Here is a 23,184-nt window from a genome sequence, read left to right on the forward strand (position 1 = left end):
TGCGTCGTACTCTTGGGAGGATTGGCGAGCGCCGATCCCGCGAGCGCCGTGGAAGCGAGTTTCGACTGCAAGAAAGCTGCAAGCGCGATCGAAAAATTCATCTGCTCACAGGCGGTGCTGCGCTGGCAGGATCTCGCCCTGTCGCGCAGCTACCGTGCCGCGAGCAATGCCGTGGTCGGCGCCGCGCGTGACGATCTGCTGGTCAGCCAGCGCGACTGGGTGCGCGAACGCGACCGTCGCTGCATCGCCGACCGCTCGTTCAAGGACTTGTCCGCGCCGTCCACCACATTGCGGACCCAGGCCTATGACTGCCTGAACAGTGTTTATCTCGATCGCCGCCGCGCGTTGCAGGACCTTGGCTTGACGCCAGTGGCGTTGACGGGCATTTCGGAAATAGATCTCAAGCCGATCGCGGCGGCCCGCCCCGAGATCGCCGAGGGAACAGAACCGCGCATCGCCGGGATAAAAGCGTCGCCCGACGGTTCGATGCTGGCGATCCTGCTGCCCAGCCAGGAACTCGACGTCCCCGACCAGATCTGGCTTTATCGGGTTGCCGACCGCAAGCTGGTCGCGGCGACGCCGAAACCGGATCAACACCAACCCCACCCCGACGGCTCGCCGCTGGCGATCAACTCGCTGGCCTGGCAGGGCGACACGCTTTACGCGCGCGTTGCGGTGTCGAGCAAGGACGGCCAAGGCGAGGAAGGCACAACCGTTGTCTATGCGGCCACGGTTGACGCCAATCGCCGGCTGGACGAGGTGCCGGGCGATATCTACGCACTGCTCGACGATGCGAGCCAACCGGGCGTGGTCGGGCAGGACGAGGTGCCGGAAAGCGACTGGGACATCCTCGAAACCATCCGGGGCAATCGCGACTTCCTCGCCTGGGCCTTCGATCTCGGCCACGGCACGATCGAATTGAGAACGCGCAAGCGGGCGTCCGGATCGCCGGTCTATCTGGTGGCCTGGGGCTCGTGGGGCCTGTGGCAGTATCTCTTCGACACCGGTCGCTCACAGCTCGTTTATTCGGCCGATACGGGAATCACCAGCTTCGACATGACGACGCGCGGTGAGCGGCGCATTGCGGGCACCTCGCGCGGCGACAAACCTTATGCGATCTCCACCGATCGTCGTTTGTTCGTGTGGTCGACCCGCAACCAGTGCGGCGACGAATTCCTGACGGAACAGGACGAAAGCAAGCCGGAGCGCTTTTGTCTGGCGCATCTGCCAAAGCAGGAGAGGAGCAAGTGATGCGTGGCACGCTTGCCGCCCTTTGCGGCGCGACCATCCTGGTATCGATGGCCATGCCGTCCTTTGCGGCGAACGAGGATCGCGGAATCGGCCATGCCGCCACCGGCCCGGCTTTCGACCTGCCAGCCGACATGAGCGTCGCACGGCAGGAGGTCTCTATCTCGCTCCATTCCGTCCGGCTGACCTATGTCTTCAAATCTCCCAGACGCCAGACTGTGCATTTCAGCTTCGCCATGCCCGCCATGCCGGTGGATGCCGATCCCGATATCGTGGCCCTCGGTGAGAACTCCGTAGCCGCGGGGCTCACCGCCGACACGCAGCCGCCCAACTATCTGAACCTTTCGGTGCGCGTGAACGGCAAGCCGCTGACGCCTGCCGGCCACGGCCATGCGCTGCTGGATGGAAAAGATGTGACCCGGCCATTGCTCGATGCCGGTGTGCCTTTGCTCTCCGGTCCCGACGGCGAGCCGTCGTGGCGCCATCTATCGCCGGAGGTGCAGACAAGGCTTGAAGCCAGCGGCCTTATCAATAACGACACGGCACAATGGACCTATCAGGCCAGCTTCGAATGGGATCAGTCGTTTGAGCCGGGCGAAACGCGCGTCGAGATAAGCTATGCCCCGGCTTCCGAATACTTGAGCGACATAGGTTCGAGTGTTGACCCGGGCGGCTCGGCGACGCGGGCCTATTGCATCAATGATGCGCTGCGCCGGGCCTTTTTACGCAAACCTTCCTACGAGCTTTACAGCGTCACGCATCTCGTTTCCCTGCCGGGCGGATGGCGCGGGCCGGTCGGCCACTATCGACTGACGGTCGACAAGGGCGCGGCCGTCAATCTGGTCGCGTTCTGTCCGCTGGCGGCAAAGAAGATTGCACCGACGACGTTCGAATGGACGGCGAGGGATTTCACACCCGAACGCCAGCTCGGCGTGCTGTTCTTCGTGGACCCGGATGCCACCTCTTCAAGTACGCAGAAATGACGAGGAAACCCATGATCCGGCATACGGTTGTTTCGGCAGTCATGTGCTGCGCCCTGATGTTGCTGCCGACAGCTCTAGCGAACGCTTCCGGTCCGGGTTTCGACTGCGCCAAGGCGACGCGCCAGATCGACAAGGCGATCTGCGCATGGGACACGGTGGGGTCGCTCGATGGGCGCATGGCGACGGCTTACACGAAGGCGATTGCTGCCCACAATGACGAAGCCGCCATCGCTTCGGTCAAGGCCGACCAGAAGGCATGGCTCAGCGAGCGCGACCGCCGCTGCGCGCTGAAGACCGTGAAGCCGAAGGAAGGCAGCGAGGACGGATTGAGCCCGCAGCAATTCGGGCAGCTTATGTGTCTCCAGTCCATTTATCCGCCGCGGATCGCGCAGCTCATGGATCTCGCCGCGCCGCCTCTGGCGCCGCTCGATGTCAAGATGGTGCCGATCGAACCGTTGAAGGCAGCCTATCCCGACGATTGGCGGCAACCCGGCTACCAGGCCGCCTTTTCGCCTGACAAGACCCTGATGGCTTTAGGCGTCGAAGACAGCGCCGGCTATGTCAAGCAGGTCTGGCTCTACCAGCCGGCAAGCGGGCGGCTGGCCGTCGCCTCGCCGCAAACCGATGGTGACAGGACGGATACGCCGAAGGATATTTCCGAGCTGAATTTATGGATCTGGGGCGATGACGGCCGTTTCTACGTGCGCGCCCGCCGGCCGCTTGGCGAAGACAGCGTGTTCGGCGCCGATATGAATGGCTATGCCGAGATGCGGGAGCTGCCAGCCGACGTGGTCGCGAAAATCGCAGCCCAGGACGCCGCCCATAAAGCGGCAATCTACGACCCAAACGCCCCCAAGCCAAAACGGCCGCCCGGCTTCAACGACGACAGCTACAACAAGCAGGATGGCGGCTCCTTTACCACCTGGGCTCAGAACAAGGGACACGGCTCCTTCGACCTGAAGGCCGCGCGCGCCGGCGACGAGGAGCCGCGCATGATTGCCTCCGGCGGCTGGGAGATCGAGAATTTTCAGTTCGATCCGGGCGGCACCAGGGTGTTCTACAATGGCGAGGGCGGGCTTGTCGTCACCGACCCCGATACTCAGGCTACCCGCCGCCTCAAGGGCACGCGCGGCGGGGCGCTTGAAGTGAGGCCAATCAACATGTCGGCTGATGGCGACATCCTCGTTTATTGGGCCCGCGGCACCTGCATGAGCGACGCCGCCGATGAAATCAACCCGGATGCGGATGACGACAGCATCAGGCGCGTGTGCCTCGCCTATCTGGAAGCCGCCGGCAGCGCGCCAACTCCCAAGCCCATTTCCGGAACACTCCCGGCAAAGGCAAATACCGCCCTCGCCGATCCATGGGTCGGAAAATGGGCAGGCAGCGACAACAGCTCTCTCTCCGCCACCATCAGGCGCGGCGCGGCCAAGCCGGACTATCTGGTCATCGATCTGGTCGCCGGAATGCCGGGCTGCTCGGGCGCCGTCACACTTTATGGCAAGCCAAAGGACAATGCGGTACTCGGCGAAAGCTATGATCCGAATAATCGCGGCATCCCTGTCTGCCGCGTCGAGCTGTCGCTCGACAGGAAGGGAGTGCTGACGACTGAAGTGGTCGGACCGTGTACCTTTTATCACGGTGGCTCTTGCGGCTTCGACGGCAGCATGACACGGAGCGAGTGATGCGCGGTCGGCGAAGCCACAGCATCAAGTGAAGGATCTCTTGCCACATCCGCTGATGCGGCAAATCATGGATTTCCGGCCATGGATGATCGCCGCCGCAGGCGATAACGACAAATGAGATAGAAAGAAAAAGAGAACCATCATGCAAATGAAATCGATTGTCACGATGACTGCTCTTCTCGGATTCCTTCCGATCGCTCCGGTATGGGCGCAGATCGCGGCCAACGAGCATGAGTTTCAGCAATTGTCCGCGGCTCTCAAAGCCAACGATGCGGAACGGCAGTCCGCCATCGCAATCTGCATCAAGCAAGGCATCGGCGATCATCCGGCCGGAGCAGCCAAATTCATGGGCGTGCCGGTGGACCGGGCGGCAGAGGCGTGGTGTACGCGCATGACAAACGGGATTGCAAACAGCAAGCTTACCTTGGCTGATGTCAACGCGCTGAACGAAGGAACAGTCACGCCCGGCGCGCGCGCGGTGCTGAAGATCGCGTCGGACGGCAAGTATAACTTGCGACCTTTTCCAAGCTTCAGGACAGTGCCTGCATACTGAAATCAGGTTCACAGATCGATGAAATCGACCGCATGATCCTGCACGGTTCTCGCCAGATTCACGACATGCTTGTGATGCGTGAACAAAACAATCTGCTGTTGCTTTCCGGCAGCGGCCAGCAACCGAAGTCCCGCCAGCGTGCGCTCATCATCGAAACTCGTCAGAAGATCGTCTCCAATGAATGGCATCGGCTCCGATGTCCGGCGCTCGAGCAGCGCCAGGCGTAACGCCAAAAACAACTGATCGCGTGTCCCCTCGCTGAGACCCGTGATTTGCACCGGCTCCCCGTTATTGCGCTGCGCGACAAGCATCGGCTGATCGTTGTCCCCATAAGCGACGCCGAGACCGGAGAAAGCGTCGCCCGTCGCCATTGCAAACAGCGTGCCCGCGCGCGAGATCAGTGGGTCCTGCACCATGGCGCGATGCCGCTCGATGGTGCGGGCGGCAAGCCGGGATGCGGCAGCTCGCAGCAGCCAGCGCTCGGCGATGGACAAAAGCTCGGCGTTAGCCTCCGCACGTTCTGCAGCCGTACCGCTCGCATCGCGCCCCTTCAACAAGTTATCAAGCTCGGCCTGCTTTTGATGGCTGAAAGCGGACGCGCCGGTGATGTCTTTGAGCAATTGCTCTTGTCGAATCATTTCAAGCGCGATGTCACCCGGTAATCGATCGAGATCGAGCCCCTCTTGCTCCTGCCGCAACGCTGTCTCATCCCGGCCGTCGCTCGCCTCGTGGAGATCGCGCTGCAATCGCGCCCGCTCATCCTCCAGTTGTCTCCTTTCCGAGAGGCGATCTATTGTATCACGCAATACAGTACTGTCGGCCACAATCAGAATTCGGCGAGCTTGATCAAGCACCATTGTGGCCGGCGCGCGCTGCATCTCGAGGCCCTTGCAGGACGCAGCCCGTTTCGCGCACGCCTCAAACAGACGCTTGCGAGCCTCACCAGCGCTACGCGTATCTGCCAGCGCAGTCGAGAGCCGCGCCAAGGCTTCTTGCGCGTCTTCGCTTCCAAGGTGCGGGGCGACGCTGCTCGCGATCTCGAATACGTCACGCTCGAACGCCCGAATATCCGCTTCCATGGTCTCGACGCTGCGTCCCTCACGCTCATGGCTCGCTTTGGGCACCACCACTGAGTTCCAGACTGTCAATGCTGCTTCGGCCTGAGGCGGTGTCACCTCGCCCGTCAAACCGATGCCGGCCATCGCCATCGGCCACGCCTGAAGCAGATCCGAGAGCCCTGATTGCGCCGCATCGCGCGCCGCAATGGCTTCCCTCACATCACGTTCGATCCGCAGCTTTGATGCCGAACGTGCTCGCGCGTCGGCCCACGCTCTTTGCAATTCATCAAATCGCGCTTTGGCTTCACGGAAAAGGATATCCGGCGGCAATGTGCGATCAGGTGAACGACCGGCGCTTTCGAGAAACGCAATAACGGCCGCTTTGTTTGCATCGAGCGTTGTCGCCAGAGCGTCGATGCCCGCCTTCTGCGCGTCGCGTTTCTCCAACCGATTGAGAATGCTGTCCAGACGCTCGCGCCAACGCTGCATCTCGGCCGGACTACGTGGCGTCAAACCCGATAGCGCCCATTGCTGCGTCCACGCCGCGGCGACCGCAGCTATCTGCGTCCGCAGGTCGGCCAGTTTCATCACGATCCGCTCACGTTCTGTGCGGCCGGCGGCGATGCGCTGCTGCGCATCCTCCTGCCGAGTGGCGCGTCCGGTATCGGTCAGCAGCAAATCCGTCATGCTATCGATGATCCGAGACGATCGCGTCACGTCGGACAGGCGCGCAATGCGCGGGGCAAGATCTCCGTCGAGCACGGCGCGCAGTCCTTCAAGATGGATGTCCCGCTCTTGTCGCGCGCCGGCGAGATCGGCACGGGTCGGCACGGACCCGATGCTCGCCAGCCGGGCGAGTTCGGCCTCGGACGCGGCGATCGCATTGTCAGCAGCATCAAGTGCGTCGCGAAGTCGCTTCTCCTCGCTTTCGCAGCACTCCGCAGCACGGGCATGATTTGCGATGCTGGCCCCATCGGGCAACGGTAGCGACCGTAACGTTTCGAGCGCGCCCGGCACTGGATCCAGCGAAGCCACCTCCGCGACCAGCGCACCAGACTCGATATTGAGCAATGCGGTGTCGTGGCGCAGCCGGTCGGCTTGTGCGGGAATGTCGCTCAAAGCATCGAGTCGCTGCCGCAACTGTTCGGGATCGATCACGGCATGGGCCTCGCTCTCCCCAGCCGCGATATCCCAAAGCTCCTGCTGCGCACGGGTGCGCCGCATGTCGGCATCGATGATCGCCTGTTCAAGACGCCCGACCCGGTCGAGCAGATCTCGCACATGCGCCAACGCGAGGTCCGAGGGCAACCGTTCCAGCAGCACTGTGTGCGACGCCAGCCCAAGACGCCGGGCGGCATCGTCCAGCGCGTCTCTCGCTGCATCGCGTGCTTGCCGGCGTCGCGGCAAATCCTCGATGGCCTTGCGTATCGCGCCGAGCCGTTCGCGCAGCGCGTCGATCGCATCACCCTCCGAGAGCAGCGTCTCGTTGACGGCCAAGGCAGCAATCTCTGCGCGATCCGCTGCATCGGCCATGTCCAGCGCGGACATCTCGCGATCCAACGCAGCTTCCGCGTCAAGCGATTGGCGCCATTCCATGAGCGATTGCGGCGGCACCGCAGGCAGGTCAGTAAATGCAGCCAATTCTGAGGCCAGGCGTTCAAGCCGCGCCAGTTTCGCGTGCACGCGCAACGTCCGCTGCCAGCGCGCAAGCGTGATGCCGCTCGCCTGGTGTTCTGCGGTCAACGCCTCCAGATGTGCGCGCGCGTCTCGCGCCGCGTTTTCCAACTGTTGTAGAGCCTCACGCGTCACAATGGCATCGCGCAGCCTTTTGTCGGCGTCGTCACGGCGATCCACCGCCATGTAAAACGGCTTGCCGCTCGACCGGCGCGTCGTGAACAGACCGTCCGCTTCGAGTTGCAACTTTTCCCTGATCCGCGACAGTATCGTCATCCCGGCCGAGCTTGCGGCAAGCGTTTCGGCGAGCCGTCCGCCGGCATTGAGCAGTTCATCGCCACCGTCACGCAACGCCTGCGCAGTCAGGCCGAATTCGCGGCTGTAAATCTCCCGAGACACCCCGCCAAGAAGGGAGGCAAGCCAGTCATCCGGCAGCGGCTGATCGGCGGCGTCAATGAGCGTATTCTTGTTGCCCTTGCGCCGGCGGGCCGCGATTACCTGGCCATTCGAGTGACGAAACGCGCCGCCGACGCGCAACGTCTTGCTGTCATGCCTGAAATCATAGGGCGTTCGCGCGCCGAATCCGAACAACAGATCGCCGATGGCCGAGAGCGCCGAGGTTTTTCCGGCTTCGTTGGCGCCGTATACGACATGCAGTGCCGCATCCGGATGAAACGACAGGGTATGGTCAGCGAAGATGCCATAACGCTCAAGAACCAGCCGTTCGATTCTCACGATGATTCTCCGGCGAGCAGCGCGCGTGCATCGCGGGCCAGCGCTCTCAGCATGTCGGCGTCGGAGAAGCCGTCGCGCAGGTCTTTCGGCAACCTGGCTTTCACCGCTTCGGCCAATTCGGCCAGGTCCGCAGCGAATCCGGGATCATTGGCGGCCTGCTCAAGAAGAATATCGACATCAAGGCCTTCGGCCGACAGCAGGGGGGCAGCCGATCGCTGCGGTAACGCGGTTTTCACTTTTACCTGCTCGACCCAGCAATCATCGGAGAGCCGGAAGCCACGGGCGCGAACGTCGTCCTGCAATGGCTCCCGCCTGGCAACGAGCTGGTCGTGCAACGCCGTCGCGCCGACCAGCGTCACGCGAACGGCCATCGGGCGACCCTCGCTTTGCGTGTGCGCGCCTGCCAATTCAGCCGAAATCTGCTCTATCACATCGGCGTCGTTCGTCGCTTCCGACACGTCGACCGCAAGATGCGCCCATCGTGCGCAGTCCAGCACCAACGGCGCCACCTCTACGATACGGCCATCCTCGACAGTAACGCGCATCGCGCCTTTTGCGCCGGTTTCCCGTACGCTACGCCCCTGCAGATTGCCGGGATAGACGATCCAGGGATCGCAGCTCACGATCTCCGCCGCGTGAACATGCCCGAGCGCCCAGTAATCGTAACCGAAACGCTTCAGGTCATCGACCGTACACGGCGCGTATCCTTCGTGACCGCGCGTTCCGTCGAGTGATGTATGCAGCACGCCAATGTTGAGCCACCCCTCGCGGCGCACCGGATAGGTGGCGACGAAATCGCCCGTGAGACGACTGGGGAAACTGCGCCCGTGCAGCGCTACGCGGTGAGACTCGATCGGTATCGTTGCCGCGTTGTCGGATGGAAAGACATGAACCGTCTCGGGATAAGGAAGGCCGCGCGATATCACGCTTTCGGCGTCGTGATTGCCCTTCACCATAAAGACGGGAATGCCGGCGCGGTGCAGCGCGCTAACGGCGCGGACAAAAAACAGTCCGGTCGTGACGTCCTTCCAGTCACCGTCAAAAATATCACCGGAGATAATAAGAAAAGCGGCCTTGCTTTCGATCGTCTCGGAAACGAGCGCCTCCACCGCACGGCGACCGGCGTCAGCAAACCGCTCCGCAACAGCTTTGTCTTTCAGGCCGAGGCCGGCGAGCGGGCTGTCAATGTGGAGATCGGCTGCGTGAATAAAGGTGAAACGCATCTCTGTGGCGGTCCGGCGGCCATCGACAAGATGGAGGATCTTTTCACGGGGTGGTCACACGCGCGTATGTCGGCGACGGCAGAGAGAAACGGAATTTGACGAACGATCTATTCCGCACACATGGAAGGAGCACCCCGCGGGGTGCCCCATTTTGTGCATAAGCTTGTTAACGGGAGGCCCTCAATCACCAGTCCGCTAAACCAGTAAGTCTGCCGTAAGGCCATTGCACGCGGATTGTGTCGTGTTCCAATGGACGTGTCAAGAATGGGGCCCATCGTAACGCCACAAGCGCGATTCGTCAGCTTGGCTGGGGCAAGGAGGCGGGAGCGGATCGATAAGACAGCCGATGCAAGCGTTGCCTTCCTGATTCGCTTCTCGTCTCTCGTGCTGGGGAAGCATGAAGAATGCACAAAAGGAACTCAAGATCGTATCGCCTCGGACTGGACCTCGGCTCCAACTCTCTCGGCTGGTTCGTCACCCATCTTGAGAAACGCGGCGACCGTTATGAACCTGTCGCGCTCGATCCCGGCGGTGTCCGTATTTTCCCCGATGGCCGCGACCCGCAATCGGGCATGTCCAACGCCGTCGATCGCCGGATGGCGCGGGGCGCGCGCAAGCGGCGCGACCGCTTCGTCGACCCCTATGCATTGCGCAAGGCCGCGCTGACAAACGCCCTGCCTGCGCATCGCGTCGGCCGCGCTATTTTCCACCTCAACCAGCGTCGCGGATTTCAATCCAATCGTAAAACCGACCGCAAGCAGAGCGAGGACGGCGCCATCAAGCAGGCGGCCTCGAAACTGAAGGCGAGAATGCACGAGGAAGCCGCACCGACACTCGGCGCATTCTTCGCTGACATGCACCTGCGCAAATCCTATGACGACCAGCAGACTGCGATCCGCGCCGAACTTGTGCGGCTCGGCAAGGATCACCTCACCGGCAACGCCCGCAAGAAGGTCTGGGCCAAGGTTCGCAAGCGTCTGTTCGGCGATGAGGTGCTGCGGCCGAAGGATACCTCGGACGGTGCGCGCGCCCGCGCCACCACCACCGGCACCAAGGCGAGCTACGACTTCTATCCGACCCGCGCGATGCTGCTGGATGAGTTCAATGCCATCTGGGCGGCGCAGCGCGAACACCACCTCGCGATGACGGACGAGGCGAAGGCGGAGATCGAGCACATCATCTTCTACCACCGCCCGCTGAAGCCTGCGATTGTCGGCAAATGCACGCTCGACCCCGCAACGCGCCCCTTCAAGGAAGACCCCGAAGGCTATCGCGCACCGTGGTCCCATCCTTTGGCGCAGCGATTTCGTATTCTCTCGGAGGCGCGCAACCTCGAAATCCGCGAAACCGGCAAAACCTCGCGCAGGCTGACCAAGGACCAGAGCGATCTCGTCGTGGCGGCGCTGCTCGCCAACAGGGAAGTGAAATTCGACAAGCTGCGCACCCTGCTCAAGCTTCCGGCGGAAGCCAGGTTCAATCTTGAATCAGACCGGCGCTCGACGGCGACCAGACCGCCGCACGGCTGTCGGACAAGAAGAGCTTCAATAAGACGTGGTGCGGGTTTCCTCCGGAACGGCAGATCGCGATCGTCACCAGACTGGAAGAAACCGAAGACGAAAACGAACTGCTCGCATGGCTCAAAATGGAATGCGCACTTGACGGCGCAGCGGCCGCGCGCGTCGCCAATACGACGCTGCCGGACGGCCATTGCCGGCTCGGCCTGCGCGCAATCAAAAAGATCGTGCCGATCATGCAGGACGAGTTCGATGAGGATGGCGTTGCGGGCGCCGGCTATCACATCGTGGCCAAGCGTGCCGGCTACCACCATTCCCGTCGACACATTCCAACAAGGCGGCAACGCCTTCGGTCGAATATTGAGCGTTGTGACCATCGAACTATTCGCGATCACCGACCGCGTCGATCCCGTCCAGGAACAGGATGCTCGGTGCTTTGCTCTTCGCATCGCTGAATGCCGATCTGATGGCCTGCAGCATTTCGCCGAGGTGTCGCTTGGCCTGCCACCGCGCAATGCTGCCCAGGATCAACGGCACTCCGCAGGTCTTTGCCAAAGCTCTTGCGTAGGTCGTTTTGTACCGGGGACACCATGCAGGAGAACGCCGCGATCCACGTCACTCCACGGCAAGGAGCCTTCGGCCCACGCCTTCGGGTCAACGGCCAGATCGCGTCCCCAACTGCCTGCCTCGCCGAGGCCATGCATGTCGTTCAGGGACGGCACCTCGTCATCTCCGGCACGCATGCCGGAGACTTTGGACCGATGTGCCATCAGCCGCTCCAACCGATCGAGCGTTTGCCGGGCGGAGCGCCTCTGACGGATTGCGACGCCGATCACGGACGCCGGAGCCTGCATCAGCATATCGAGCGAAGCGGAATCCGGCACGAAACCCAGTGTGAGGTGGCAAGAGGCTTCGACATGGCGGCGAGTAGGGCGGCTCCATCGATGCGACGGAGTCGGCCGCCGCAATGATGGCTTCCGGGATCGCCTGGGTTGCTTCGGCAACGATGATCTGATGCGATTTATGCAGAATGGTCGCAAGCTCGGTTGTGCTAAGGGTCGTCTGAGAACCGGAACGTCGAACCTTTGCGAGGTTGAAAACCTCGTAGCTTTTTGGTCCACCAGGTAATGAGCCGCGTCACCGACGTCCGACGCAGACATTCCTTCCGGAACGACGGCAATGATGATCGCGGGCAACCCGCGCCGGAGATAGTGCTCCCTTCGAAGGGAGCGGGCCAAAGAACAATACGCAAGAAACATGGCCGCGTTGGCCTTGAAGGCCTTCACGAGGCCAAGGCCGGGTGAGCAGGGGAGAGAGGATCTGAACATTGAAAACACCGATGCATGAGAACGCACCGCATCAGCGGTGCAGGCATCGGGTGGGACGACTGTTGCAATCAGCAGGTAGGCCGCGCGCGTCAAAGCGCTCCGCAGAGCGGATGAAATCGGCAAAAGGATTATGGGGAAGTCTTCGCCGCACGCTAAGTCGTCCCACCCGGTTTGGGTGGCTTTCGACGATCAGCGTATGAAGCGATGGAATTTCATCGTTTGGAACAAGTAGAGAACATTTCAACAATTGTCAATACGATTCCATGCGTAGAACGGGACGGTCAACAACCTCATCGACGCATGAATGCAGAGATAATGAGCAATGCGTGCGTCGCCGTGCTGCGGTTAAAATTCAAAGTATTTACAATATGATAACATAAAACGTGAAACGAAACAGCAAAATAAACTTGTACCAGCGCATCATAAACAACGTGCAATAACGCAGCATTATTGACTTGTAAACACACAACATAATATACGTGTAATGACACAAAACTGTGGAACTTGTTTCATGGCTGCTCCAAACGAAAAGCTCGCAGACTCCCTCGCCATTCTCAAAGAACTGCAAGATGCAGGGCGGCGGATTTTCAAATCCAGCGAGATCACCCGCGTCCACCGCGAGCGGTTGATCCAGCACGGATTTCTACGCGAGATCATCAAGGGTTGGCTTATGTCCACCGGACCGCAACCTCAAGAAGGTGACACAACGCCTTGGTACGCATCGTTTTGGGAGTTCTGCTCGCGCTACTGCCGAGATCGGTTCGGGACGACATGGTTTTTATCGCCTGAACATTCGTTGCTGGTTCACGCCGAGGCAACGGCTATTCCCGCCCAGGTGATCGTGAACAGTACAAAGGGGGCCAACAATAATCTCAAATTGCTGTTCGGGACGTCACTCTTCGACGTCAAGATCAAGGAGATGCCGCCCGCAAAAGACATCAGCGAGAAGAACAACCTGCGCCTATACAGCGTCGATGCCGCCCTTCTGAAGGTGTCCGAGCAATTCTTCCAGCAGTACCCCGTCGAGGCGCAAGTTACGCTCGGCATGGTGCGTGACGTCTCCAGCATCCTCGGAAGATTGCTCGAAGGGGGGCATTCCACCGTTGCAGGGCGGCTCGCAGGCGCGTTCCGGCGTGTTGGCCGCGAGAGGTTCGCCGACGACATCCTCAAAACCATGAAAAGTGCCGACTACAACGCTCGAGAAAGCGATCCGTTCGCACAGCAGCAGTATGTCCCTGCGATCGTCGCTGGCGCAGCACCAATCGTTGCTCGACTGAACGCCATTTGGGTGGCCCAACGGCAGGCAGTCCTTGAAGAGTTTCCGGAAGCTCCCGGCATTCCGGACGACAAGGACAAGTACATGAAATTCGTCGATGGCATTTACAAGAGCGATGCCTATCACTCTTTGTCGATCGAGGGCTACAGCGTGACGCCCGAACTGATCGACCGCGTCCGGCAGGGCGACTGGAACCCGCAGGCCGACGAGCGGGACAAAAAGAACCGCGACGCGCTCGCCGCACGCGGTTATTGGCAAGCGTTTCAGAGCGTAAAAGCGTCAGTCAGCGAAATCCTGAACGGTGCAGACCCCGGATCGTTCGTGCGTGAGAAGCATCGCGACTGGTATCGTGAACTCTTCAGCCCGTCCGTTGTTGCCGGCATCCTTAGGCCCGAAGCTCTGGCTGGCTATCGTAACCATCCGGTTTATTTGCGCGGTTCATGGCACGTGCCGCCGCGATCCGAGACGGTAGCGGATGGTATGGAAGCGCTATTCGACCTCCTGGAGAAAGAAAAGGAATCCGCAGTACGCGCAGTGCTGGGTCATTGGCTCGTCGGTTACGTGCATCCATATCCTGATGGAAACGGTCGAATGGCGCGATTCCTCATGAATGCAATGCTTGCTTCAGGCGGATATTCATGGACCATTGTGCGAGTCGATGATCGATCTCAATACTTGGCGTGTCTTGAAACGGCCAGCGTCGAGATGAACGTTAGACCGTTTGCGACTTTCCTTGCCGAGCGCGTTAAGTGGTCGGTCGAACTGGCAGGATGATGGTCGTTACGAAATGTCTGCAGGCGACATTCAGATCTTTTGTTGATCCAGTCTTCACGATTCTTCGTGTCGTCTCGGTAATTCATTGCCAATTGCCATATCACCATTGTCCCTGATGAGAACGCATTTCGTATACGCCGTCATCAACCATCGAGATCGCTCTGTAGTTCGTCGATGGTCCTCGAATTGTGGGGAAATACGAAACGCCTGAAGCAGATCAGGAAGCAGCCTTTTCAATCGATCCACCACCACCTAGTGGATCGCGTCTGACATTTGAATCCGGGATGGGATTCCCATCTGACTGGATGCATGCGAGTCTGGCGCATGCGAACCGGAATTTTCATCACCCTTAAGCCTGCCGACCGCCGCCATCTGAAGGCGCTGGCGCGGAATCGCAACACCCCACACAAGCATGTTTGGCGGGCCGAGATCGTACTGTTGAGCGCGGACGGTTTCGGCACCCATGAGATCATGCGCCGGACCGGCAAGTCGAAGACCTGTGTGTGGCGCTGGCAGGAACGCTTCATGGTGGCGGGTTATGACGGCCTCCTGCACGATAAGACACGCCCCTCGCGCATTCCGCCGCTGGGGTCGGGCATCGCTGAACGCGTCGTGGCGCTCACCCGGACCGAGCCGCCAGCAGAGGCGACCCACTGGACCTCGGCCATGATGGCGAAGGTCGTCGATATCAGCGCGAGTTCCGTTCAACGCATCTGGCGCGCCCATGGGCTGCAGCCGCACCGGGTGAAACAGTTCAAGCTCTCCACTGACCCGCGCTTCGTCGACAAATTGCGCGATGTCGTCGGCCTCTATGTCGATCCGCCCGCCCATGCCGTCGTTCTCTCGGTCGATGAAAAAAGCCAAATCCAGGCGCTCGACCGCACCCAGCCCGGCTTGCCAATAAAGAAGGGTCGCGCCGGGACGATGACCCACGACTACAAGCGTCATGGCACGACGACACTGTTTGCGGCCCTCAACGTCCTCGACGGCACCGTCATTGGCCGCAATATGCAGCGCCATCGGCACCAGGAGTTCATCCGCTTCCTCAACGCCGTCGAAGCGCAGGTGCCGCCGCGAAAGCAAATCCACGCTATCGTCGACAACTATGCAACCCACAAGCACCCGAAAGTGCGCCAGTGGTTGGCCCGGCATCCCCGCTGGGCCTTCCACTTCACGCCCACATCAGCATCCTGGCTCAACGCCGTCGAGGGCTTCTTCGCCAAACTCACAAAACGACGACTGAAACGCGGCATCTTCCGATCGGTCGTCGACCTGCAGGCTGCAATCAATCGCTTCGTAATCGAACATAACGCCGAACCGAAGCCCTTCACATGGACTGCCGATCCCAACAAAATTATCCGAGCCGTCAGACGCGGGCACCAAGTGTTAGATTCCATCCACTAGTTTTGGGATGTAACGGATTCAAGCAGCACTTCGAGCGCGAAGCCATTCCTCCCGAACTGCCAGAAATTCTCGAAAACGTTCCTTCTGTTTCTCGGTCCCGATTTTCATTGCTCGTATGCTGTCGCTCGCAATCATGTTGATTAACGCGCCGAAACGATGATATTCCTTGAATTGAAGGAAGTAGTCGATGGTTCGAATGTCGAGGGTCGATCTCCTTCTCATTGGTCCAGTTCTTCTTGAGTGTCACACGATCTTCCTCGTTGACGATCTCGTAAGGAAAGAGGTCGTCTCTCGGTCTTATCGGCTCAATCATATTGCCCACCCCATCCTGCTCTTTAAAGGGGGGCACGACCGGCGCAACGTCGCGGCGTGATTTCACCACGGCAACGGCTTTTCAAATGAAACGGTCATTTGACCGCGATGGTCGGTGCCGCCGCAGCCACTGGACTTCCAAGTAGATCAATAAGCTTCTTTCGGAGACGATCTCGCCGGCCAAAATAGAAGGCTTCGAACCCTTCAAGATCGGCGGGCATCTCACCAAGTTCATGCTTGGTGCGATAGTGGACATGAGATGTTGTATCGGGCAGATGCGCCGACAGCCAAGCTATAGGCAAGGTTGCCCGTTTCTCGTTGTTGATGGCGCCTTCGAGCAGTTGAAGGTTCGGCAACATGTTTGCGTGAACACGGGAGGTTCGCCATGTCGCCCCTACCACTCCGGGCTGATTTCAACGCACAGACGACACGGGCCGCTGCCAGGCGGTCGAAAGACGGGCCGCAGGCGCGGCGACTTCTGGCTCTGGCCGCGATCTACGACGGTGCGACGCGGACGGAAGCAGCCAGGATCGGCGGAGTGGGTGTGCAAATTGTTCGCGACTGGGTGATGAAGTTCAATGCCCTCGGCCCGGACGGCCTTTTCGATCGCAAGGCGCCCGGGCAACCGTCCCGGCTCAGGGACGAGCATCGTCAGGCGTTGGCCGCGGTGATCGAAAGCGGGCCGATCCCTGCTATTCACGACGTTGTCCGTTGGCGCATCGTCGATCTCTGCCAGTGGCTGTATGAGGAGTTCAGGGTCACAGTACCTTCGCAAGACATAGACCGGATGCAGAACATTCGTTGTCCCACTGAGTTTGGAAGTGGGACAAAAGCCAAGGATTTTCCAATGATTTCAAATGGGATTTTTGGCAATGGCGCGCCATTCAGAACAAAACTGCGAACTCTTATGTTATTGAAATTACTATATAACTATAGAGTGTCTGGTTAGCTTAACGCCAATTCTGGATTCTCGCCCACATGTTCGCAGCATTTCCGCTCAAGCCCCGATAGCCGAGATTCATCAGCGGGTCGGCATGCCCGTTCCGTGCCATGGGGTCCCGATGGCGTCACCGGAATACTATGGTCGCCGCCGAGCGCGCCGTTTCCTGGCACTTGCTCGGGTTGTCTTTTTCGTTCCCGAACCGGCCCGAGTCGCACGATGTGAGGCGACATCGGTCTTCGCTGCTGGCTTGGTCTTTCCGGCAGATATCTTGCCTTTTTGCGCTTTGGAGTGTTGGGGTCGCTTTGGGGCTGTGAAGGCAGAATTTGGGGCATGGAGAGTTTCGGCCATCTCCAGCCCGAATAGAGCGGCGACATCGCTTTCATCAAGCACCTTCCCCGCGCCTGGCGCCGTTGTTAGCGGAGAATCCTGTCCAGCGCTGGCGAGCATTTCAGTTTCATCCACATCACGCAGCACGAAAAGAAGCTGAGGCTTTTCATCTAGCCTGGCGCCGACACCATACAGTGCTGCCGCAACGTGCTTGCACATATCTGCCCAATCAGGACAGCTGCAGGACAGCTTGATTTCCGTCGGCGACGGAAACAGGCCATCACCCTCTCGACAGACCCGCTCCATCACGCCTTTCGCCAAGCGGCCCTGCAGGAGCTCAACCAGCGAATCGACGGTCCCGGCGCAGTCCCGACAGATGGATTTCCAGCGTGCCCGCGTAACCGGTGCAATGGCAATCTTGATTTGGTAGAGCTCAGACCCGGCGACCATTGCCAAGATCTCGCCCTTTGCAATTTGCAGGTCGATAACGGAGCCGTTTCGGACATAGGTCCGGCCGCGCGGCAAGCGGTTCTCATAGTCGCTGTATCGTTCGAGGTTGACGCACCAAGATTTGCCCCAGAAGCTCTTGGTAATTATGCGTCCCTCGATCCTAACGGGCGCAACGGATCGTCCCTGCTTCTTGAGCTTGGCCAACTTGCGTTCTGCCTGCCGCCGCTTCTCAGCTACCGGCACGTAAGCGTGCCACCCGTAGTAGCTCATTCATCCCCTTCCTTCATCGCCGCACCCAAATCGAGAGTCACGAGTTTAAGCAACTCCTCACCTTTCATCTCAGTCAACAGGATGTCAGCTCCACCGCTGAGAAAATCCCCAGCCAATTGTTTCTTTGACTCGATCATATGGTCGATCTTTTCCTCCACGGTGCCGCGACAAAGGAACTTGTGCACAAGCACATTCTTGGTCTGTCCGACCCGGAAGGCACGATCGGTGGCTTGGTTTTCGACAGCCGGATTCCACCACCTGTCGAAATGAATGACATGCGAGGCCGCTGTGAGATTGAGCCCGGTGCCGCCTGCTTTGACCGAGAGCACGAAGAACGGGACGTCTTCGTCTTCCTGAAATTGGCGCACCAGGTCCTTGCGCTTCTTAACCTCTGTCTCACCATGCAGGACGAGGCCGGGCCTTCCGAATACGGAACCCAGGAACGCCAATAGTGGCGCGGTTGTCTCCTTGAACTGGGTGAAGACAAGTGCCTTCTCCTGCCGGGCGGCAACCACCTCCGCGATGTCGCGCAGACGCCCAAGCTTACCGCTATCCTCCTCATTCCACGCGCCGTCGCCGAGCCACTGCGATGGATGGTTGCAGATCTGCTTCAAACGCATGAGAAAAGCTAGGACGATGCCTCTCCGTTTTATTCCATCGACCTCTTCGAGATGGCCGGCCAGCTCTGCCACTGCTTGCTGATAGAGCGCCGCCTGCTTGCGGCTCAAGGGGCAGAAGGTTTTCACCTCGGTCTTGTCGGGCAGGTCGGCAATGATGCTCTTGTCGGTCTTCAGCCGTCGCAGGATATAGGGGCGCACCAGGTCGCGGAGCGGACCGTAAGGGTTACGTGGCCGGTCGGCGAGGCGTTTGACGAATGCCGAAAATTCCTTCGACGAGCCCAACAGGCCAGGATTGATGAAGTCGAAGATCGACCAAAGGTCACCGAGCCGATTCTCAATGGGCGTGCCGGTCAGCGCAATGCGCATTTCTGCCTTGAGCCTCTTGACCGATTTTGTCTGCTTGGCAGCCGGGTTCTTGATGGCCTGCGCTTCATCGAGTACCACAAACTGCCATGATGTCGTTTCTAGCCAAGGCGTACGCGTCAGAAAGCCATAGCTCGTGATTACGAGTTCGACGTCTGAGAATCTGTCCGCACTGTATGTGTTCAATTTCTCGGACGGCGCAGCCGATGGATGGACCACGACTGTTTTCAGGCTTGGCGCAAATCGGGAAATCTCGGCGGCCCAATTGGCTAACAACGAGGCGGGCGCTACGAGCAGGCAAGGTTTCCGATTTGCCCTGTCCTCATTCTTAATCACCAGCAGCAGCGACAACACCTGGATGGTTTTGCCGAGCCCCATATCGTCGGCAAGGCAAGCCCCAAGCTTGAGCTGCGTTAGCAGATAGAGCCATTGCACACCCGACTGCTGATAGGGTCGCAGCGTACCCTGAAAATATTGACCGGGGTCGACCCGCATGAGCCAATCGGGATAGCGCAAGGTCGCCAGCGCCTCCGCCAGCCAGGGGCCGGCAACGGTCTGGCTCCAATCGATGTCGGCTGGTGCGGCAGTTTTATCTCCGGCAATGCCAGCCCCAGCCAGCATTCGCATCGCCTCACCGAACGAAAGACCATCGGCGGCGGCGCGGCGCTCGATGGCCTCAAATTGCTCGAGTGTGCGATTCAGTCGTTCATGATCAACCTCGACCCACTTGCCACGGATTAAGGCCAATCCATCGGAATGCGCCAGGAGTCGCTTGATCTCGGCCTTCGAGAGGCTTTCGCCCTCGAGCGTCACCTCCATTCGGAAGTCGAGCAGCGCGTCCATCCCCAGCTGTGATGGCGTATTGCCCCCGACCGTTGCTTTCACTTGCGGGCGCACGGGGTGGTTCATGCGCCAACTCACCGGCATTCGCACGACCACCCCGGCGCTTTCGAGCGCGGGAACATCCTTCAGGAATTGCAGAGCCTGTTGTGAGCTCCAGCGCAGCGGGTGAAAGATATCGCCGGCATTGACCATCGTCTTCAACCAAGGGCAACTCTCGGCGGCGCGCTGGACGGGCATCAGCAGCGAGAGCAGGCGTTGGCTGTTCCTCGCACCGGAATACTCCTTCAAGGCTTTACCGAGCGGCAGATGCTGGGCCTTGGCCTCAGCCGAGAGTCGGGTCGTGTAGGTCGCAAGAAACGCGAACGGGGCTTCTTCGTCCTTCCGGTTCTCCGCGAGGTTGAAATGAACGCGCCCAACCAAATTCCATGCCGGATGACGGCTCTTGACGAACTCCTGCACGGAGAGCTTGGCTTGCACCAACTCGGCATCAAAGGCCGCATCCATACCTCGCCAAAGATTGGCCAGGACAGACGTCGTCAGGTATTCCGCGCCGGTCATAGGCGGAGCGGCCGCTGCCATCGTGTCCAACTCGCCGTCGGCGGGGATCAGCACAGGTGGCTTGGTGCGGCCGTCTCCAGCACTAGGAAGAGCGCACAGTGCAGTCATGTAGCGCATTCCAAGCTCTCGCCAATACGACAACACCGGTGGGAGAACCGTCGCGACTTCGTCAGCGCCGAGCCACAACAATCCGTGCCCTGAGCCCCGTAAAAATGCTTTCTCCAGCCGCAAGCCCTGATCGAGCTCCAACGCAGGAGCTTGCACCGTTTGGCGCAGCGTCAGCAAACCATGCGGCGTAAGAACGGGTTCCAGCGTCATCATGACGGTGAGACCTTACGACCGGAAATGTCCACGATTTTGGGGTGAGCTGCGCGCCACATCGAGAAGTAATTTGCCATTCTGTCACGAAGTACCGAGCATGGGCGCGGTCAGCAATTCCTTGACCAGCATGAACTTCTGAACGCGCTCCACGACTGCGGCAGGACCCTCACGGAGAAGATCATCCTCCTCCAAAACATCAACGTTCCTTTCGTTATGCGAACGCTCGATGTGCGCCAACTGTGCGCCAATCTCATCCGGCGTGAACATGCGTCTCACCTCGGAAACAAACCGCGGCAGTTCCCGAGCGAAGTCGGGATGTCTGGAGGCAGAACTGGCAAAGCTCATCGACTTCTCGCCGACAAGGTAGTCGAAGGCCGCCGTGAGCCCGAATCGAGCCTTGATCGTTTGAGCCGCTTCGCACTGTTCGATCCAAATATTATGCGCTTTGCGTACATTCATAGTCGGCCCTCATCTTATCGGCATCGACAATGTTCTTGATACCAGCCACTCGTTCAACTTCGACCACCGCCTTCGCCCCGAAACGTTCCGAACCGCGATGGCGACGGCCTTCTTCTGACCGACCAGCACGACCAGCTTCTTGCCCCTGGTGACGCCGGTATAGAGCAGGTTCCGCTGCAGCATGGTGTAATGCTGCGTCATCACCGGGATCACAACGGCGAGGTATTCCGAACCCTGGCTCTTATGGATGGTTGCTGCGTAGGCCGGCACCAGCGTGTCGAGCTCGCCAAACCCATAAATGACCGTGCGGCCGTCGAAGCTTGCGGTGAGTTCGCTGTCTTCGAAACTAACATCGTCGATATAGCCGATGTCGCCGTTATAGACCTCCTTGTCGTAATCGTTTTCGATCTGCATCACTTTGTCGCCGGGCGCGAACGTCCAACCAAAGCGCTCGACCTTGCGCTCGCCGGCGGGGTTCAGAGCCGTCTGCAGTTCGATGTTTAGCGAGCGCGCACCGACGCCGCCCCGGTTCATTGGACACAGAACCTGAATGTCCCGAATTGGGTCGAGGCCGAAGCGATTGGGGATCCGTGTCTTCACCAACTCGATAATGCGCTGTACGACGGTTTCTAGATCGTCCGCTTGCACGAAGTAGAAATCGCTATCCGTGCCGGGCAGGCTGAGATCGGGGATGACCCCGTGATTGATGCGATGTGCGCTGATGATGATGCGGCTTTGCGCGGCCTGCCGGAACACCTCGGTGAGACGCACCACCGGCACAGCACCGGATGAAATGACGTCGGCCAGCACTTGGCCTGGCCCAACCGAAGGAAGCTGGTCGATGTCGCCGACGATCAAAAGGGCAGACTTGTCTGGCGCTGCCTTGATGAGTGACTGCATCAGCATGACGTCTACCATTGAGGCTTCGTCGACAACAAGCAGGTCGCAGTCGAGCGGATTGTCTTCGCCGCGCTTGAAGCCGCCGCCCTTGGGGTCAACCTCCAGCAGCCGGTGGATCGTCCTGGCCTCAAAACCGGTCGCCTCGGTCATGCGCTTGGCGGCGCGGCCGGTCGGCGCGCATAGCAGGAGCCTTGCCCCCTTTGCTGCGAGAATACGGAGAATACCTTTGACGATGGTGGTCTTGCCGACACCAGGACCGCCGGTCATGACCAACGCTTTGGACATCAATGCGAGCCGGATCGCAGCCATCTGGCTCCCAGCAAGGGTAAGCCCGATCCGTTCCTCGACCCAAGGCAGTGCCTTGTCTGGATTGATCCAGGGCCAGGGCAGTGTGCCGTTCGCGAGCCGGATCAGCCGCTCGGCAATCGAGCGCTCCGCCCGATGCAGGCCCGCCAGAAATACGCAGGACGTTTCGCCTACACTGTCCGCGATGACCGTGCCTTCTGTTCGTTCGAGATCAAGCGCGATGCGCACTAGTTCCACCGGGACCTCAAGCAGCTTCTCGGCAAGCGGCACCAGCTCATCCGTCGGCAGACCGCAGTGCCCTTCGTCCATCGCCTCGGTCAGCGCATAGGAGATTCCGGCCCGAATCCGGATCATTGCGGTCTTCTCGATGCCGAGTTTCATCGCGATCGCGTCGGCAGTCTTGAAGCCGATGCCGCGAATGTCACGCGCGAGGCGGTAGGGGTTCTCGGTCATGACCTGTACGGCGTCGGCGCCATAGGTCTTATAAATGCGCACCGCCCGCGCTGTGCCGACGCCATTGCTGTGCAGGAAGACCATGATTTCGCGAACGATCTTCTGTTCGGCCCAAGCGGCTGCAATGCGGTAGGCCCGAACCGGGCCGATGCCCGTTACCTCGCGCAAGCGTTCGGGCTCCGCCTCGATGGTATCGAACACCTTCTCACCGAAGGCGCGCACCAGCTTCTTGGCATAGACTGGCCCGATGCCGCGAATCATCCCGGAGCCGAGGTATTTCTCGATACCGTCGAGTGATGTCGGTTCCGAGGTCTTTAAGAACTTCGCCCTGTACTGTTGGCCATGGGTTCGGTCATTGACCCATTCGCCCAATGCGGTAATCCACTCGCCAGCGGAGATCACCGCGGCATGCCCGACTACAGTGACCAGTTCGCGGTGGCCGCGCGCCTTGATCCGCAAAACGCAGTAGCCATTCCCGTCGTTGTGGTATGTGACGCGCTCAACAAGGCCCGCGAGAACTTCCCGGCTTGATGGTTCCGGCTGCGGTTTCATGCGGATCGTCGCATCATCTGTTCCGTCGCCGAGAACACCATTTGCGGACAGC

The 23,184-nt window shown here is 60.0% G+C and carries 15 protein-coding genes; 8 read left to right on the plus strand and 7 right to left on the minus strand.

The features are described 5' to 3' along the window. Nucleotides 1-21: 21 nt before the first annotated feature. From NHAM_RS24085 to NHAM_RS14495, 4 genes are all read left to right on the plus strand, one after another. Nucleotides 22-1,251 (plus strand): lysozyme inhibitor LprI family protein, encoded by a 1,230-nt coding sequence (locus NHAM_RS24085; RefSeq protein ID WP_049769347.1) that lies wholly within the window; start codon nucleotides 22-24, stop codon nucleotides 1,249-1,251. Next, nucleotides 1,251-2,231, plus strand: coding sequence for a DUF4424 family protein (locus tag NHAM_RS14485; protein WP_011511264.1), 981 nt, complete (start codon nucleotides 1,251-1,253; stop codon nucleotides 2,229-2,231). Before NHAM_RS24085 ends, NHAM_RS14485 begins: the two co-directional genes overlap by 1 nt. A gap of 11 nt (nucleotides 2,232-2,242) precedes the next feature. Further along, nucleotides 2,243-3,916, plus strand: a complete 1,674-nt coding sequence (locus NHAM_RS14490; protein WP_011511265.1) for a lysozyme inhibitor LprI family protein — start codon at nucleotides 2,243-2,245, stop codon at nucleotides 3,914-3,916. A 244-nt stretch (nucleotides 3,917-4,160) separates the two neighbouring features. After that, nucleotides 4,161-4,469, plus strand: coding sequence for a hypothetical protein (locus tag NHAM_RS14495; RefSeq protein ID WP_198136935.1), 309 nt, complete (start codon nucleotides 4,161-4,163; stop codon nucleotides 4,467-4,469). A gap of 8 nt (nucleotides 4,470-4,477) precedes the next feature. Here the strand turns inward: NHAM_RS14495 and NHAM_RS14500 are convergent, their stop codons facing one another. Then, entirely contained in the window at nucleotides 4,478-7,936 is a 3,459-nt protein-coding gene (locus tag NHAM_RS14500) for a YhaN family protein (protein WP_011511267.1), read from the minus strand. Then, a complete protein-coding gene (locus tag NHAM_RS14505) occupies nucleotides 7,933-9,159 on the minus strand; it encodes a metallophosphoesterase family protein (protein WP_011511268.1) in 1,227 nt (408 codons plus the stop codon). The genes NHAM_RS14500 and NHAM_RS14505 overlap by 4 nt, the downstream gene beginning before the upstream one ends. 404 nt (nucleotides 9,160-9,563) lie before the next feature. On the opposite strand from NHAM_RS14505, the gene cas9 reads away from it, so the two are divergent. From cas9 to NHAM_RS14520, 3 genes are all read left to right on the plus strand, one after another. Then, the gene (gene cas9, locus NHAM_RS28265) at nucleotides 9,564-11,489 is read left to right on the plus strand and encodes a type II CRISPR RNA-guided endonuclease Cas9 (RefSeq protein ID WP_011511269.1); all 1,926 of its coding nucleotides are present in this window, start codon (nucleotides 9,564-9,566) and stop codon (nucleotides 11,487-11,489) included. Between the two features lie 1,023 nt (nucleotides 11,490-12,512). Continuing rightward, nucleotides 12,513-14,051 (plus strand): Fic family protein, encoded by a 1,539-nt coding sequence (locus NHAM_RS14515; RefSeq protein ID WP_011511270.1) that lies wholly within the window; start codon nucleotides 12,513-12,515, stop codon nucleotides 14,049-14,051. 324 nt (nucleotides 14,052-14,375) lie between these two features. Beyond that, complete coding sequence (locus NHAM_RS14520; protein WP_081434946.1) at nucleotides 14,376-15,455, plus strand: IS630 family transposase; 1,080 nt, start codon at nucleotides 14,376-14,378, stop codon at nucleotides 15,453-15,455. 407 nt (nucleotides 15,456-15,862) lie between these two features. Here the strand turns inward: NHAM_RS14520 and NHAM_RS14530 are convergent, their stop codons facing one another. Continuing rightward, nucleotides 15,863-16,126, minus strand: a complete 264-nt coding sequence (locus NHAM_RS14530) for a hypothetical protein (protein ID WP_041358188.1) — start codon at nucleotides 16,124-16,126, stop codon at nucleotides 15,863-15,865. Nucleotides 16,127-16,152: 26 nt separating this feature from the next. On the opposite strand from NHAM_RS14530, the gene NHAM_RS14535 reads away from it, so the two are divergent. Then, nucleotides 16,153-16,716, plus strand: a complete 564-nt coding sequence (locus tag NHAM_RS14535) for a helix-turn-helix domain-containing protein (protein ID WP_011511272.1) — start codon at nucleotides 16,153-16,155, stop codon at nucleotides 16,714-16,716. Between the two features lie 129 nt (nucleotides 16,717-16,845). Here the strand turns inward: NHAM_RS14535 and NHAM_RS14540 are convergent, their stop codons facing one another. The 4 genes from NHAM_RS14540 to recD2 form a co-directional block, all read right to left on the minus strand. Next, the gene (locus tag NHAM_RS14540; RefSeq protein WP_011511273.1) at nucleotides 16,846-17,757 is read right to left on the minus strand and encodes an SWIM zinc finger family protein; all 912 of its coding nucleotides are present in this window, start codon (nucleotides 17,755-17,757) and stop codon (nucleotides 16,846-16,848) included. After that, nucleotides 17,754-20,462 carry a DEAD/DEAH box helicase gene (locus NHAM_RS14545; protein WP_011511274.1) on the minus strand — a complete coding sequence of 903 codons (2,709 nt, stop codon included), beginning with the start codon at nucleotides 20,460-20,462 and terminating at the stop codon, nucleotides 17,754-17,756. The genes NHAM_RS14540 and NHAM_RS14545 overlap by 4 nt, the downstream gene beginning before the upstream one ends. 81 nt (nucleotides 20,463-20,543) lie before the next feature. Then, complete coding sequence (locus NHAM_RS14550; protein WP_245269900.1) at nucleotides 20,544-20,807, minus strand: hypothetical protein; 264 nt, start codon at nucleotides 20,805-20,807, stop codon at nucleotides 20,544-20,546. Between the two features lie 123 nt (nucleotides 20,808-20,930). Continuing rightward, nucleotides 20,931-23,132, minus strand: a complete 2,202-nt coding sequence (recD2, locus tag NHAM_RS14555; RefSeq protein WP_011511276.1) for an SF1B family DNA helicase RecD2 — start codon at nucleotides 23,130-23,132, stop codon at nucleotides 20,931-20,933. Nucleotides 23,133-23,184 lie beyond the last annotated feature (52 nt).

This window comes from Nitrobacter hamburgensis X14 (assembly GCF_000013885.1).
GTDB classification, from domain to species: domain Bacteria; phylum Pseudomonadota; class Alphaproteobacteria; order Rhizobiales; family Xanthobacteraceae; genus Nitrobacter; species Nitrobacter hamburgensis.

Bases quoted from the DNA above. Each gene is read 5' to 3' on its own strand.
- NHAM_RS14490 (WP_011511265.1), top strand. From the start codon at position 2,243: ATGATCCGGCATACGGTTGTTTCGGCAGTCATGTGCTGCGCCCTGATG.
- NHAM_RS14550 (WP_245269900.1), bottom strand. From the start codon at position 20,807: ATGAGCTTTGCCAGTTCTGCCTCCAGACATCCCGACTTCGCTCGGGAA.
- NHAM_RS14515 (WP_011511270.1), top strand. From the start codon at position 12,513: ATGGCTGCTCCAAACGAAAAGCTCGCAGACTCCCTCGCCATTCTCAAA.
- NHAM_RS14530 (WP_041358188.1), bottom strand. From the start codon at position 16,126: ATGTTGCCGAACCTTCAACTGCTCGAAGGCGCCATCAACAACGAGAAA.
- NHAM_RS14520 (WP_081434946.1), top strand. From the start codon at position 14,376: ATGCGAACCGGAATTTTCATCACCCTTAAGCCTGCCGACCGCCGCCAT.
- NHAM_RS14505 (WP_011511268.1), bottom strand. From the start codon at position 9,159: ATGCGTTTCACCTTTATTCACGCAGCCGATCTCCACATTGACAGCCCG.
- NHAM_RS14540 (WP_011511273.1), bottom strand. From the start codon at position 17,757: ATGAGCTACTACGGGTGGCACGCTTACGTGCCGGTAGCTGAGAAGCGG.
- recD2 (WP_011511276.1), bottom strand. From the start codon at position 23,132: ATGAAACCGCAGCCGGAACCATCAAGCCGGGAAGTTCTCGCGGGCCTT.
- NHAM_RS14485 (WP_011511264.1), top strand. From the start codon at position 1,251: ATGCGTGGCACGCTTGCCGCCCTTTGCGGCGCGACCATCCTGGTATCG.
- cas9 (WP_011511269.1), top strand. From the start codon at position 9,564: ATGCACAAAAGGAACTCAAGATCGTATCGCCTCGGACTGGACCTCGGC.
- NHAM_RS14535 (WP_011511272.1), top strand. From the start codon at position 16,153: ATGTCGCCCCTACCACTCCGGGCTGATTTCAACGCACAGACGACACGG.
- NHAM_RS14545 (WP_011511274.1), bottom strand. From the start codon at position 20,462: ATGATGACGCTGGAACCCGTTCTTACGCCGCATGGTTTGCTGACGCTG.